Genomic DNA, 13,457 nt, shown 5'->3' with positions numbered 1-13,457 from the left:
CCCGCTCCATAATCTAAACGAGAATCATTCTCATTTAAATGCGAGGAGGCTGTATGGACGACGATCTGCTGGACGAACTGAACACGCCGGACGGGCGGCGCACCACGCGCCACGAACTGCTCGTGGCGGCATTGCTGCACCTGATGTCGCAATACACCGTGAACAATGCGGACGCCTGCGACCGCGCGAGCGGCGACGGGCCGTGCGTGAAACTGGCCTCGGTGATCGAGCGCCACCTGAATGCGCTGGCGCGCCTGCCGGATGCCGATCCGGTGCTGCGCGCCACCTGCGAGCAGCTGAGCGTGAAATGGGCGGGCCTCGTCGACCGCGGCCTGCCGGCGCCCGTCAAGCGCCCGCTGCTGGCGCGGATCCTGGGGCAGGGCCGGCCGTCGTTGGCTTGACTCAGTCGAGCCAGGCCCGCAGCGCCGCTTCGCCGTCCGCGCTGAACGCGAGCACGCGCGACTCCGGCACGCGGCGCGCCCAGCCCAGTTGCTGGAAACGCTCCAGCAGCGCCGTCCCGAGGGCGCCGGCCAAATGATGGCGGCGCTCGCTCCAGTCCAGGCAATGGCGGCACAACGGCCGCCGCGTGGCGGACGGCAGGGGATCGATGCCGATGGCCGCGATCAGTGCGCGCCCACGGTCGGTCAGTGTGACGCCGCCGGCATCCAGCGCGAACGCGCCGCGCCGGGCCAGGCTTTCGTAGACGAGCACCCCGAGTTCGCCCGCCAGATGGTCATAGCAGACGCGCGCCTTGCGCAGCGCCGGTTCGCGTGGACTGGAACGCACGCGCACGGATCCTGTGCCGAACGCGATGCCCATCATGGATTCGAGCAGGTGCGCGACGTCGGCGTCGGCGATGCGGAAATAGCGGTGCCGGCCCTGCGCCTCGACGGCGAGCAGGCCCGCCTCGCGCAGCTTGGCGAGATGCGTGCTGATCGTCTGGCGCGTGACGCCGGCGGCGTCGGCCAGTTCGGTCGCCGTCAGCGCCATGCCGCTCATCAGCACGTTCAGCACTTCGGCGCGCGCCTGGTCGCCGATCAGTGCGGCGATGTTGGCGATATTCGGTCCGTCTCTCATATGCTTCGATCTTAGCCGAAGCATAGCGTCAGGGCCAGTGGCTACCATGGGGCTTCAACGTCACGAGGAGCCATCATGCCCATCACCTGTTTCATCCGCTACGAGATCGACCCCATCCAGCGCGACGCCTTCCGCGAGTATGCCGGGAACTGGGGCCGCATCATTCCGCGCCTGGGTGGTCGCCTGCTCGGCTACTTCCTGCCGCACGAAGGCACCAATTACGAGGCATGGGGTCTCGTCGGCTTCGACAGCCTGGCCGACTACGAAGCGTATCGGCTGCGCTTGAAGAACGACGGCGAGGCAGTGGCGAATTTCCAGTTTGCGCGCGAAAAACGCTTCATCCTGCGCGAGGAGCGGACGTTCCTGGAGAACGTCGCATGATCGCCGTGATCTTCGAAGTCGAACCGGCGCCCGGCAAGCGCCAGGATTACCTGGACGCGGCCGCCGCGCTGCGTCCCGCGCTGGAAGCGATCGACGGCTTCATCTCGATCGAACGTTTCGCATCGCTGACGCGGCCGGAGAAGATGTTGTCGCTGTCGTTCTGGCGCGACGAGGATGCCGTGAAACGCTGGCGCACCTTGCCCGCGCATCGCGCCATGCAGGCGGCGGGGCGGGCCGGCATCTTTGCCGACTACCGCCTGCGCGTGGCCGCGGTCGTGCGCGACTATGGCTTGCACGAGCGCGACGAGGTTCCGCCCGACCTTGTTACTCCTTGATCTCGGGCTCGACGAGTTGAGCGAGCAGCAGCAGCGATTCCTGCCAGCCGAGGTAGCACATCTCGGCGGGAATCGCGGCCGGGATGCCTTCCTGCTTGACCTTGATGTCGACCCCGCAGAACACGTCGCGCAGTTCCACGGTCGTCTGCATGCGGCCGGGCAGGTTGGGATCGTTGAATTCGGCCGTGTAGACTAGGCGCTTGCCCGGTTCCAGTTCCAGGTATTCGCCGCCGAACGAGTGGCTGCCGCCCGTCGTGAAGTTCGTGAAGGACATCCGGTAGCGGCCGCCGACGCGGGCGTCCTGTTCGTGCACGGTGCAGGTGAAGCCGTGCGGCGGCAGCCATTTGGCGACGGCGGCAGGCGTGACGAACGCGCGGTAGACGCGGTCGGCGGTGGATTTCAGGACGCGGTGCAGCTCGACGGTATTCGTGGACATGATCGGTCTCCTTGGCGTAAGTGGCAGAGGACATCCCTCTGATCCTACGACGAACGGGCGGCCTGCGGATCGACACGAGGATAAAAAATTTATCGTCCGCGGAAGCGCCGGATCGCCGCGTCGACCATGCCCTCCGCGCTGCCCTGGCGTTCGTACTGCCCGCGCAGGAAACTCGCGTCGCCGCCATCGCTGGCCGCCGCGGCCAGGTGCGGCAGCGCGTCCAGGCTGCCCAGCGCCTGCGCGTGCGGTTCCATCAGGTCCAGCGTGGCGATGATGTCCTCGCGCAGCGGGAGTTGTTCGTAGGTCTTCGGATGCGTGATCACGCCGTCGAGCCCGAAGCGGCTGGCCTGGAAGCGGTTGTAGTTGTAGACGAGGTAGTCGTCTTCCAGCGGCGGCGCTTCCTTCCGTTCGAGCAGGTGGCGGCACAGCGCCTGCAGGTAGGCCGCGAGGGCCGCGGCCCGTTCGACCGTGAGCGGCGTGTCGCACACGCGCAGCTCGATCGTGCCGTATTCCGGTTTCGGTCTCAGGTCCCAGTAAAAATCCTTCATGCTCTTGATGATGCGCGTGCGCTCCATCTTGGCGAAGTAGACGTCGGCGAAGTCCGCCCAGCTGAGCGTGAACGGCGCGCGGCCGCTCAGCGGAAAGGCCGAGACCGAATTCAGGCGCGCCGAATCGAAGCCGCTGTCGTGGCCCTGCACGAACGGCGACGACGCGGACAGGGCGATGAAGTGCGGGATGTAGCGCGACAGGGCGTGCAGCAGGAACAGCGCGTCGTCGCCGCTGGCGCAGCCGATGTGCACGTGCTGGCCGAACACGGTGAACTGCTTGGCGAGATAGCCGTACAGCGCCGACAATTCCTGGTAGCGCGGCTTGGCCGAGATGCGCTGTTCGGACCAGTGCTGGAACGGATGCGTGCCCCCGCCGGCGATGCCGATGTTCAGCACGTCGCTGGCGGCGACCAGCGTATCGCGTATGTCGAGCAACTCGGCCAGCAGCGTGCGGTAGTGCGTCTGCACGCTCGAATTTATCTCGATCATGCTTTCCGTGATCTCGGGCGTGACGTTGCCGGGGAACGGCTTGCGCTTCAGCAGATGCATCAGGTCGGGGCTGGCCGGCGTGAGGTCGAAGTCGGACAGGCTGACGAGCTGCAGTTCCAGCTCCACGCCGAACGTCAGCGGTGCCGAGGTGGCGAAGGGTTCAAGCGGCATGGTTGACCTCCGGCGCTTCGCGCGCCCACACGAGGGCGCGCTGCAGGATGATGGGACCGAATACTTCGAGCAGCATCGTCACGGCGGCCACCGCGCGCAATTCCTCGACGACCTGCACGCCGGCGTGGCGCGCATGCTCGATCAAGAGGATCACGAACACGGACAACGGCGTCAACGCCACGCCCGTCAGCGCGCCCTTGCGCCACGAGATGCCGGACAAATGCGCGAACGCGGTCACGCCGGCCGTCTTGGCGAGCAGGCGCACGAGCACGAGGGCGCCGGCAAGCAGGGCGCCGGCCCATACGCGGCGCCAGTCGAGCGTCGAGGCGGCGAACACGAACAGCACGACGGTGAGCAGCTCGCCCAGCGCGCCGAAATTGCGCTGCGCCTGGCTGAACGCGACGCGGCGGTGGCGCGCCGCCAGTCCGAACGCGAGCGCTGCGACGACGGGCGACAGGCCCAGTGCGTACGTGATCGCGACGAGCAGGATCACGGCCAGTGCGAAGGCGACGGTCGCGTCCTGCGCCAGCTTGCCCAGCAGGCGCAGGATGCCCGGCACGACGAGGCCGAACACGGCGCCCGTGAATGCCGAGACGCCCAGCACGACGAGGCTGTTCCACAGCGCGTCGCCGACGTCCTCGAACGTGCGGAAGATCCACAGGCCGACGGTGGCGTTGAACGCGAACACGGCCAGCACGCAGTTCAGCGCGCACAGGTGCAATGCCCGTTCCGTCACCTGGCCCGAGCTTTTCTGTTCGTTGATCACGCGGACGACGGTCGCCGGCGACGTCGCCATCGACAGCGACGCGAGCATCAGCCGGTCGATCAGCGCCGCGCCGAACGCGTTCGCGACAAGGTACACGCCGACGAAGGTGAGGCCCGCTTCGAACAGGCCCGTGATGCCGATCCACGGATTCGTGCGCAGCCAGCGCAGGTTGATGCGGTAGCCGAGCTCGAACAGGATCAGCCCGAACCCGACGTCGGCCAGCAGCAGGGTCGTGCCGCCTCCCGACGGCGGCAACGGCAGCACGCCCAGCTGGGGCGCGGCCAGGATGAAGCCGACGAGGCCATAGAAACTGATGCGCGGCAGGCCGGTCCAGCGCTGCCCGAATTCGCCGACCAGCCAGGCCAGCGTGATCGCGAAGGGCCAGGCAAGGCTCGTGAGGACAGACAGGAATTCCTGCATACCTGCTCCTTTGTCAAAATGTTACGACCTGCGACCGATTCTACAAGAGGGATATGTGCGCACGATTACATGTAGGAATTGCGGAAGGTAGAATGCCGCATGACCCAATCGATCTCCGCCCCGGCCTCGCGCCCCCCGATCCGCCTCACGGCCCAGGTGCTCACGTGCCTGATGTTCTGCCTGCTGGCCGCACCCATCATCTGGTTCGGCCAGCGCGATCCGCTCGCGGCGTTCGGCGGCCCGATGGCGCCCATGCGGCAGCTGCTGGTCGGGCAGGGCCTCGCGCTGCTGGCCGCCGCCGGCTCGTACGTCATGTTCCGCCTGACGGCGCGGGCAAAGTCGACCACCGACACGATCGCCAGCTATGCACGGCTGGATCTGCGCGGCCTGAATCCGCTGTGGATCGCGCTGGCCGCCGCCATCGGCGAAGAGACGCTGTTCCGCGCGGCGCTGCAGCCGCTGCTGGGTATCTGGATCACGTCGCTGATCTTCGTCGTCACGCACACGCCTGCATACCGCTTCCGCCGGCTCGACTTCGCCACGCTGGCGCAGGCGGCCGGCGTGTTCGGCGGCAGCGTCGCGCTGGGGCTGATCTACCAGTACGTCGGCTGGATCGCGGCGGTGCTCGTGCACCTGTGGATCGACATCATCGGCTTGTTGATCGTGCGCGCGGCGGCACGCGCCCGGTGACTACTTGCTGAGCAGGCGCATGGCCCGTTCGAGGCCGTCGATCGTCACGGGGAACATGCGGTTGCCCATGATCTGCCGGATGACGGCAATCGATTGGCGGTACTGCCACAGGTGCTCCGGTTCCGGATTCAGCCATGCGAATTTCGGGAACGCGTGGCAGAACCGGGCCAGCCATTCCGCGCCCGCTTCCTCGTTGGCGTATTCGACGGAGCCGCCCGGCGCGAGGATCTCGTAGGGACTCATCGTCGCGTCGCCGACGAAGATCAGTCGCGTGTCGGGCGGGTAGGTGCGCAGCACGTCCCACGTCGGGAAGCGCTCGGCGTGGCGGCGGCGGTTGTTCTTCCACAGGTGGTCGTAGACGCAGTTGTGGAAATAGTAGAACTCCATGTGCTTGAACTCGGCCTTCGCCGCCGAGAACAGTTCTTCGGTGCGCTCGATGTGGTCGTCCATCGTGCCGCCCACGTCCAGCAGCATCAGCACCTTGATGCGGTTGCGCCGCTCCGGCTGCATCCTGATGTCGAGCCAGCCGGCGTTGTTGGCGGTCGAGCGGATCGTTTCGTCCAGCGCCAGTTCGTCCGGCGCACCCTGGCGCGCGAAGCGGCGCAGGCGACGCAGCGCGACCTTGATGTTGCGGATGCCCAGTTCGCGCTCGCCGTCGTAGTCGCGGTAGGTGCGCTGGTCCCACACCTTGACCGCGGACCGGTTGCCGCCCTTGCCCCCGATCCGGATGCCCTCGGGATTCGTGCCGCCGTTGCCGAACGGGGACGTGCCGCCGGTGCCGATCCACTTGTTGCCGCCTTCGTGGCGCTCCTTCTGTTCCTTCAACAGTTCTTGCAGCCGGTCCATCAGCTTGTCGTAGCCGAGCTTCTGCAGCTCCGCCTTTTGCTCCGGCGTCAGCTCGCGCTCCAGGCGTTTCAAAAGCCAGTCGAGTGGAATATCCGGCGCGCCGGCAGTGCCGCCGCTATCGAACACCGTCTCGATGCCTTTGAAAAAGGCGCCGAACGCGCGGTCGAATTTGTCGAAATGGGCTTCGTCCTTCACCAGCGTCAGGCGCGCGAGATAATAAAACTCGTCGAGCGACGGCGCGATCACCTGCTTTTGCAGCGCTTCCAGCAGCGTGAGGAATTCCTTGATCGTGACGGGGACCTTGGCGTCGCGCAGGGTGAAGAAGAAGTCGATCAGCATCGCGCGCCCCTGTTACTCTGCGTGGCGCGCGAGGCGATAGTGCAGGTGCGACTTCACTTCGTGCCACTCGCCACGCACGATGCTGTACATGACCGTGTCGCGCACGGTCCCATCGCGGCGCGGCGCATGGTGGCGCAGCACGCCGTCCTTCTTTGCGCCGAGCCGCTCGATGGCGGCCTGCGACGCGTAATTAAAATTATCGGTGCGCAGGCCGACGACGGCGCAGCCCAGGGTGTCGAACGCGTGCGACAGCAGCAGGAGCTTGCAGCTCGTGTTGACGTGGCTGCGCTGGCGGCTCTTCGCATACCACGTGTAGCCGATTTCCACGCGGTCGATCGCGGGCATGATGTCGTGGTAGCTGGTCGTGCCGATCACGGTGTCGCTGGACGCGTCGACCACGGCGAAGGCGACCCGGTTCGGCGTCTCCAGCCCCATGCGGATATAGGCTTCCGTGTCCTGCGGTTCGGGCACGGAGGTGATGCGCAGGTTCCACAGTTCGCCGTCGGCGGCTGCGGCGCGCAGGCCGTCCAGGTGGTGCAGCCCGAGCGGCTCCAGGCGCACGCCGTTGAATTCGAGGGTGACGGGGGCGACCTGGATCATCGGTTGTGCCTCGCCATCGCCACGAGGCGCTCGAACAGGCTCACGTCCTGCTCGTTCTTGAGCAGGGCGCCCGCGAGCGGGGGCACGATCGTCTTGCCGTCCTGGCTGCGCAGGATCTCGGCCGGGATGTCCTCGGCCAGCAGGAGCTTCAGCCAGTCGAGGAATTCCGACGTCGACGGCTTTTTCTTCAGGCCCGGCACGTCGCGCAGTTCATAAAAACTCTGCAGCGCGGCGGACAGCAGGTCGGCCTTCAGCGTGGGGTAGTGGACCTTGACGATTTCCGCCATCGTGTCGCGGTCCGGGAATTTGATGTAGTGGAAGAAGCAGCGGCGCAGGAAGGCGTCCGGCAAATCCTTCTCGTTGTTCGACGTGATGATGACGAGGGGACGGTGCTTCGCCACGACCATCTCGCGCGTCTCGTACACGTAGAACTCCATGCGGTCCAGTTCGCGCAGCAGGTCGTTCGGGAATTCGATGTCGGCCTTGTCGATCTCGTCGATCAGCAGCACGACCGGCTCCGGCGCCGTGAACGCCTGCCACAGCACGCCCTTGACGATGTAGTTGTGGATGTCGCGCACGCGCTCGTCGCCCAGCTGCGAATCGCGCAGGCGCGAGACGGCGTCGTATTCGTACAGGCCCTGCTGGGCCTTGGTCGTGGACTTGATGTGCCATTGCAGCAGGGGCATGTCCAGCGCGGCCGCGACCTCTTCGGCCAGCATCGTCTTGCCGGTGCCGGGTTCGCCCTTGATCAGCAGGGGCCGCGCGAGGGTGAGGGCGGCGTTGACCGCCAGTTTCAGGTCGGCGGTGGCGACATAGTTATCGCTGCCTTCGAAGCGTCGGGGTGCGTGCATGGGCCTGGGGCTATCGTATGGGAATGCCAACGAGTATATGCCAGAACCGCGGCGCGGGCAGGGCGTCCATGCTGCGCTGCCCAATGGACTCGACTATATTCTTCGGATAGAATCGATTGGATCGTGGCAAAAATGCCATTGCAGTTGCAGTACCGGGGGTCTAGAAAACCTGCTGCCGCCGCACGGGTCGCAAGGCGCCCTATCGATTCAACCCAACGATAGGTCATCCATGAAAATTTCAACAGCATTACTCGTGCTAGCAGCCGGCGCCTCAATGGCCGGCACGGCCGGCGCAGCCGACATCGTCGGCAATCCGAAGGCAGCACCCAACAAGATCGAGCAGTGTATCGGCTGCCACGGCATCCCCGAGTACAAGGGCACGTTCCCTGAAGTCTATCGCGTACCGAAGATCGGCGGCCAGTCGGCGAAGTACATCGAAGCCGCGCTGCAGGCATACAAGAAAGGCGACCGCAACCACCCGTCCATGCGGGGTATCGCGGCCAGCCTGTCCGACCAGGACATCGCCGATATCGCCGCGTATTATTCGCAACAATCCCCGTCCAAGTAAGGAGCGCGCCATGAATAAACTGATCGTCGCGCTGACCCTGGGCGCCGCCTCGCTGGCCCTGTCCGGCCAGGCGCTGGCTTCCGGCAATGCCGCCAACGGCGCCGAACTGGCGAAGAAATACAACTGCGCGTCCTGCCACGGCGCCGACTACAAGACCCCGATCGATCCCAGCTATCCGAAGCTGGCCGGCCAGCATGCCGACTACCTCGTGCATGCACTGACCGCGTACAAGCGCGGCACCAAAGCCGCCAACGGTCGCAACAACCCGATCATGGCCGGCATGGCCCAGCCGTTGTCGGATCGCGACATGGCCGACATCGCCGCCTACCTGCAAGGCCTGCCTGCGGCGCTCGTCACGAAACGCTGATCTACGCGGGCCGTTACAATAACGGCTTCTTCGGTTTGTCCGAATCCCTCCTGCCGCCTGGCGGCCGGGGGGATTTTGTTTTTGGAGTTCCGCCGTGTCCGACGTATCCCCTTCCCACATCAAGACCAATGTATTGAGCGGCCTGACGGTCGCGCTGGCGCTGGTCCCCGAGGCCATCGCCTTCGCCCTCGTGGCCCACGTGTCGCCGCTGACCGGCCTGTATGCCGCCGTGCTGGTCTCCTTCATCACCTCCGCGTTCGGCGGCCGGCCCGGCATGATTTCCGGTGCGGCCGGCGCGCTGGCGGTCGTCATGGTCGCGCTGGTCGTCCAGCACGGCGCGCAATACCTGTTCGCCGCCATCGTGCTGATGGGCGTGCTGCAAATGCTGTTCGCGGCCGCGCGGCTCGGTAAATTCATCCGCATGGTGCCGCATCCCGTGATGCTGGGCTTCGTCAACGGCCTGGCCATCGTGATCTTCGTCGCGCAGTTCGAGCATTTCAAGGTGGGCGGCGGCTGGATGGCGGGCCCGCAGCTGTGGACGATGCTCGGCCTCGTCGCGCTGACGATGGCGATCGTGTACCTCACGCCGCGCATCACGAAGGCCGTGCCGGCCACGCTGGTCGGCATCCTCGCCGTCGCGCTGCTCGCGCACTTCACGGGCATCGAGACGAAGACCGTGGGCGACCTCGGCTCCATCGCCGGCGGCCTGCCGGCGTTCCGCGTGCCGAACGTGCCGTTCGACCTGCAGACCCTGAAGATCGTGTTCCCCTACTCGCTCGTGCTGGCGGGCGTGGGCCTGATCGAGACGCTGTTGACGCTCACGCTGATCGATGAGATCACGGACACCCGCGGCCAGCCGAACCGCGAAAGCCTGGCCCAGGGTGTCGCGAACGTCGTCACCGGGTTCTTCGGCGGCATGGGCGGCTGCGCGATGATCGGCCAGAGCATGATCAACGTGGGCAACGGCGCGCGCGGCCGCCTGTCGGGCATCTGCGCGTCGCTGTTCCTGCTGTCGTTCATCCTGTTCGGCGCGAGCGTGATCGAGCAAATTCCGCTGGCCGCACTGATCGGCGTGATGTTCGTCGTGTGCGAAAAGACGTTCGAGTGGGGCACGTTCCGCCTGTTCGGCAAGGTGCCGCGCGCCGATGCGCTCGTGATCGTGCTGGTGGCCGGCGTGACGCTCGTCTTCAACCTGGCGACCGCGGTGCTGGTGGGCGTGGTCGTGTCGGCGCTGGTGTTCGCGTGGCAGCACGCCAAGCAGATCCGCGTGACATCGGGGCAGGATGCGCACGGCTGGAAAGTCTATGAACTGGAGGGCACGCTGTTCTTCGCGTCGGTGGCCGGCTTCCAGGCGCTGTTCACGCCGAAGGACGACCCGCAGGACGTCGTCGTCGAATTCCGCCGCGCGCGCGTGGCGGACCACTCGGCGATCCAGGCCATCGACGGCCTGGCGGAACGCTACCGCGCCCTCGGCAAACGGCTGCATCTGCGCCACCTGAGCCCGGACTGTCGCGCGCTGCTCGAGCGCGCGAAGGACATGATCGAGGTGAACCTGCCGGAAGACCCGCGCTATCGCGTCGCGGACGACAAGCTCGATTAAAAACGTCTCCCGAGCCGCTGCGCGTTGCGCTGCCGGCCTGCGATGCTCGTGAGAGGTTTTTCAGCGCACGCGCTTGCGCACGCACTCCACGTACGCGTCGGTGTCCGGCTGCGTGCCGTGACGCTGCGCCGACCAGATCATCTCGCCCAGGCATTCCATGATGCCGTGGTGCGCCTCGTGCTCGCCCACGCGCGCGGCCAGCGCCTCGTAGGCGGCGCGGATGCCGCGCGGCTGGTCGATCGACACCTGTTCCGTGATCGACAGGTGCATCGACAGGTGCAGGAACGGATTCGGCTTGCCGCCTTCGACGGCATAGTCGCGTGCCACCGCCGCATCGGCATCCGCCAGCTCGTCGTGGTATTCGGGATGCTGCTCGATCCAGTCGGCGGCGATGGCGTCCATCGGGGTCAGGATCTCACCGGCGCGGCGCTTGCGCAAGGCCTCGCAGAAGAAGCGGCGGACGTCGTTGGAGGAGGGGGTGAACATGGAAGAACCGTCGGAAAAGCAGGAGGAAGGGCGTCATTGTAGCGCGATGGCGCACACCCTGCCGGCGCGGTCATGGGGCCGGCTTGCGTGCGGCCGCGGGCGCGCAGTTCGCACGCAGCGCGGCCTTGAGCGCGCTCGCTTCGGCCGCATCGCCGCGCGCGTCGTGCCACTCCGCCATGTACGTCTGGGCCATGCACGTGCGCGCATGCGCGAGCTTCGCGTCCTTCCCGGCTTCTTCCAGCAGGCGCGCCGCGTTGGTCTTGCCGAGGTAGAAGTCGGCGATCGGCGCGGGCCAGTCGTCTTCCTTCTGCTGTTTCAGCGCCGCTTCCAGCTCGGTCTGCGCCAGCGCCGCCTCGCCGTGGCGCACGCGCGCGATGTACAGCCACAGCGGGCCGACACGGTCGGCCGGCAGCAGGTCGAGCGCGTGGCGCAGTTGCGGGATCGCCGTGTCCAGTTGCCCGGCCAGCATCTGCCGGCGGCCGCGCAGCAGGCTGGCGTTCGGTTGGCCGCCTTGCGCCGCCATGTCCAGCCAGACGCCGGCCTGGAGCGGATCGCGCGGCACGCCGCGGCCGGTGTTGTAGACCTGGGCCAGCGCGTACTGGGCGTCCGCATTGCCGGCGTCGGCCTCGGCGCGCATCCAGGGTTCCAGTCCCGTGCCGCGCGTGAACACGTCGCCACCCAGGTAGGCGATGTACAGTTTTTCCTGGCTCATCGCGAACAGCACGCGGTGCGTGCGCAGGAAGTCCTGGCCGAGGTACACGTCGGCGGTGCGCGAGCCCTGCGAATCGATGATGCCCAATTCGACGTTGCTGATGGTCTCCTGGCCGATCTGCATGGTCTTGACCGGGGCGATCCAGTGGGGCGCGCGGTCGGATCCGATCCCGCCGCTGTCGCCCATGCGCACGGCGTCCGGGCCGTTGACGTCGATGCCGGCTTTTTTCGCGGCGTCCAGCATCATGAAACTGCGGTGCGCGCCGGAGTCGATCAGCGCGTCCATCTCCTTGCCGTTCACGACGACCGTGAAATGCGGGTTCGGACTCTTGCCGTAGTTGCGCCCGAACGGCAGCACGACCGTGTTTTCCTTCCACAGGAGCAGCTCCGCCTTCTGGCATTCGAGCGGGCGGTAGAACTTCATCCGCTTGGCTTGCAGGTCGAGCTCGAGGTCCGCCTGCAGCAGGAACGGGGCGCCGACGATGGCGTCGAAGCTCGGCGTAAACGTGGTGCTGCCGATCACGGTCAGTTCCGGACGGCGGCCCGCGTGCGCCGGACCGATGGCGAAATCCTTCAGCCGCACCCCGTACAGGCGCGACAGGCCCCCGAGGCCTTCGACGTACCGCCCCGTCATGAACAAGTTCAGGTCGCGCCGGGTCGCGGCGTTCATCGTCATGTGGGTCTGGTCGGAGCCGGTGTCGATCAGCATCGTGGCCGGCGTGCCGTTGATCGTGCCGTCGACCGCAGGCTCCAGGCCCTGGCCGACGTAGCGGATGGGCAGGCTGGCCACTTCGACGTAGGTGCACTTGGGCGGCGTGTCTTCGGCGTGGACGCGTGCGGACGAGCACAGCGCGGCCAGCACGAGGGGGAGGGCACGGAAAATCGGCAAAGTCGGCATCGTCATGACGATGATTCTACTTCGCAATTTTGTAAAAACAACATTACCAAAATGTAAAAAAGGCAAAGACACCCGCTCGCGCGGCTGCTTTGCCTTTGTTGTGTTGCTTCCGCGCTAATCGCGCAGATCACTCCTTGCGCGTTATACCTTGCTGCGCCAACACCATCTTGGAGCTGCCGGCCGCGTCGGCGATGGCCTTGCTGGCTGCCGCCACCGCCTTGCTGGCGTTGCCGCCATTCGCCACGGCCTTGTTACCGCCATTGCCGTTGCCGCCCTGGGCGCGCCGCTCGTGCGGCTGGCGCAGGTAGCGCGAGCTGTGGCGGCGTTCGCCGTTCGCGGGCCACGTGATGAAACGCGACAGTTCCTGCAGAGCGCGCTGGTACACGTCGCGCTTGAATTCGATGACCACGTCCAGCGGGACCCAGTAATCGTGCCAGCGCCAGGCGTCGAACTCGGGGTGGTCGGTCAGGCGCAGGTTGACGTCGTTGTCGCGTGCCACCATGCGCAGCAGGAACCAGATCTGCTTCTGGCCGCGGTAGTGACCGCGCACTTCGCGCTTGATGAAGTGATCGGGCACTTCATAGCGCAGCCAGTCGCGGGTCCGGCCCACGATCTTGACGTGCTCCTGGCGCAGGCCGATTTCTTCCTCGAGCTCGCGGTACATCGCCTGTTCCGGCGTCTCGCCGTATTTGATACCCCCTTGCGGAAATTGCCAAGAATGCTCACGCACCCGCTTGCCCCACCACACTTCGTTGTTGGCGTTCAGCAGGATGATGCCGACGTTGGGGCGAAACCCTTCACGATCGAGCATAATTCACCTCGAAACTTTCTGCCGGCTGATCCCTCTTACATTTTTACCTAGCAATCCAGATACGTCT

The 13,457-nt window shown here is 66.1% G+C and carries 17 protein-coding genes; 7 read left to right on the top strand and 10 right to left on the bottom strand.

Translation table 11 applies throughout. The features are described 5' to 3' along the window. Positions 1 to 53 precede the first annotated feature (53 nt). Positions 54 to 401 (top strand): hypothetical protein, encoded by a 348-nt coding sequence (locus ASD28_RS03905; protein WP_056124306.1) that lies wholly within the window; start codon positions 54 to 56, stop codon positions 399 to 401. A gap of 1 nt (position 402) precedes the next feature. Here ASD28_RS03905 and ASD28_RS03900 read toward each other — a convergent pair whose 3' ends face one another. After that, complete coding sequence (locus tag ASD28_RS03900; RefSeq protein WP_056124305.1) at positions 403 to 1,077, bottom strand: helix-turn-helix transcriptional regulator; 675 nt, start codon at positions 1,075 to 1,077, stop codon at positions 403 to 405. A gap of 75 nt (positions 1,078 to 1,152) precedes the next feature. Here ASD28_RS03900 and ASD28_RS03895 point away from each other — a divergent pair, with 75 nt between their 5' ends. Both ASD28_RS03895 and ASD28_RS03890 read left to right on the top strand, forming a co-directional pair. After that, a complete protein-coding gene (locus tag ASD28_RS03895; RefSeq protein ID WP_056124303.1) occupies positions 1,153 to 1,458 on the top strand; it encodes an NIPSNAP family protein in 306 nt (101 codons plus the stop codon). Further along, complete coding sequence (locus ASD28_RS03890; RefSeq protein ID WP_056124301.1) at positions 1,455 to 1,793, top strand: antibiotic biosynthesis monooxygenase; 339 nt, start codon at positions 1,455 to 1,457, stop codon at positions 1,791 to 1,793. Before ASD28_RS03895 ends, ASD28_RS03890 begins: the two co-directional genes overlap by 4 nt. Here the strand turns inward: ASD28_RS03890 and ASD28_RS03885 are convergent. The 3 genes from ASD28_RS03885 to ASD28_RS03875 form a co-directional block, all read right to left on the bottom strand. Next, complete coding sequence (locus ASD28_RS03885) at positions 1,783 to 2,229, bottom strand: SRPBCC family protein (RefSeq protein WP_056124299.1); 447 nt, start codon at positions 2,227 to 2,229, stop codon at positions 1,783 to 1,785. The genes ASD28_RS03890 and ASD28_RS03885 overlap by 11 nt on opposite strands. Before the next feature lie 89 nt (positions 2,230 to 2,318). Next, entirely contained in the window at positions 2,319 to 3,437 is a 1,119-nt protein-coding gene (locus ASD28_RS03880; RefSeq protein WP_056124296.1) for a YbdK family carboxylate-amine ligase, read from the bottom strand. Further along, a complete protein-coding gene (locus ASD28_RS03875) occupies positions 3,427 to 4,623 on the bottom strand; it encodes a cation:proton antiporter (RefSeq protein ID WP_056124292.1) in 1,197 nt (398 codons plus the stop codon). Before ASD28_RS03875 ends, ASD28_RS03880 begins: the two co-directional genes overlap by 11 nt. 99 nt (positions 4,624 to 4,722) lie before the next feature. On the opposite strand from ASD28_RS03875, the gene ASD28_RS03870 reads away from it, so the two are divergent. Beyond that, positions 4,723 to 5,313, top strand: coding sequence for a CPBP family intramembrane glutamic endopeptidase (locus tag ASD28_RS03870; RefSeq protein ID WP_056124289.1), 591 nt, complete (start codon positions 4,723 to 4,725; stop codon positions 5,311 to 5,313). On the opposite strand, the gene ASD28_RS03865 is transcribed toward ASD28_RS03870, so the two are convergent. The 3 genes from ASD28_RS03865 to ASD28_RS03855 are packed head-to-tail and all read right to left on the bottom strand — an operon-like array spanning position 5,314 to position 7,949. After that, positions 5,314 to 6,498 (bottom strand): VWA domain-containing protein, encoded by a 1,185-nt coding sequence (locus ASD28_RS03865; protein WP_056124286.1) that lies wholly within the window; start codon positions 6,496 to 6,498, stop codon positions 5,314 to 5,316. Between the two features lie 12 nt (positions 6,499 to 6,510). Continuing rightward, the gene (locus tag ASD28_RS03860; protein ID WP_056124285.1) at positions 6,511 to 7,098 is read right to left on the bottom strand and encodes a GNAT family N-acetyltransferase; all 588 of its coding nucleotides are present in this window, start codon (positions 7,096 to 7,098) and stop codon (positions 6,511 to 6,513) included. Continuing rightward, the gene (locus ASD28_RS03855; protein ID WP_056124282.1) at positions 7,095 to 7,949 is read right to left on the bottom strand and encodes a MoxR family ATPase; all 855 of its coding nucleotides are present in this window, start codon (positions 7,947 to 7,949) and stop codon (positions 7,095 to 7,097) included. The genes ASD28_RS03860 and ASD28_RS03855 overlap by 4 nt, the downstream gene beginning before the upstream one ends. A 229-nt stretch (positions 7,950 to 8,178) precedes the next feature. Between ASD28_RS03855 and ASD28_RS03850 the strand changes: the two genes are divergently transcribed. From ASD28_RS03850 to ASD28_RS03840, 3 genes are all read left to right on the top strand, one after another. Beyond that, entirely contained in the window at positions 8,179 to 8,517 is a 339-nt protein-coding gene (locus ASD28_RS03850) for a cytochrome c (RefSeq protein WP_056124278.1), read from the top strand. Between the two features lie 10 nt (positions 8,518 to 8,527). Continuing rightward, complete coding sequence (locus tag ASD28_RS03845) at positions 8,528 to 8,884, top strand: cytochrome c (RefSeq protein ID WP_056124275.1); 357 nt, start codon at positions 8,528 to 8,530, stop codon at positions 8,882 to 8,884. Positions 8,885 to 8,978: 94 nt separating this feature from the next. Further along, complete coding sequence (locus ASD28_RS03840) at positions 8,979 to 10,484, top strand: SulP family inorganic anion transporter (protein WP_056124272.1); 1,506 nt, start codon at positions 8,979 to 8,981, stop codon at positions 10,482 to 10,484. Between the two features lie 60 nt (positions 10,485 to 10,544). Here the strand turns inward: ASD28_RS03840 and ASD28_RS03835 are convergent, their stop codons facing one another. The 3 genes from ASD28_RS03835 to ASD28_RS03825 all read right to left on the bottom strand — a co-directional run bounded on the left by ASD28_RS03835 (position 10,545) and on the right by ASD28_RS03825 (position 13,390). Beyond that, positions 10,545 to 10,970: a DUF1841 family protein gene (locus ASD28_RS03835; protein WP_056124268.1), complete on the bottom strand. Its 426-nt coding sequence runs from the start codon at positions 10,968 to 10,970 to the stop codon at positions 10,545 to 10,547. A gap of 70 nt (positions 10,971 to 11,040) precedes the next feature. Next, entirely contained in the window at positions 11,041 to 12,585 is a 1,545-nt protein-coding gene (locus tag ASD28_RS03830) for an aspartyl protease family protein (RefSeq protein WP_056124265.1), read from the bottom strand. A 121-nt stretch (positions 12,586 to 12,706) separates the two neighbouring features. Then, complete coding sequence (locus ASD28_RS03825) at positions 12,707 to 13,390, bottom strand: RNA pyrophosphohydrolase (protein ID WP_082579098.1); 684 nt, start codon at positions 13,388 to 13,390, stop codon at positions 12,707 to 12,709. Positions 13,391 to 13,457: the final 67 nt, after the last annotated feature.

This window comes from Massilia sp. Root133 (assembly GCF_001426525.1).
Lineage (GTDB): Bacteria > Pseudomonadota > Gammaproteobacteria > Burkholderiales > Burkholderiaceae_D > Telluria > Telluria orientalis.
Note: the sequence above shows the minus strand (reverse complement) of the source record. Positions and strands in the feature narration are given on the sequence as shown.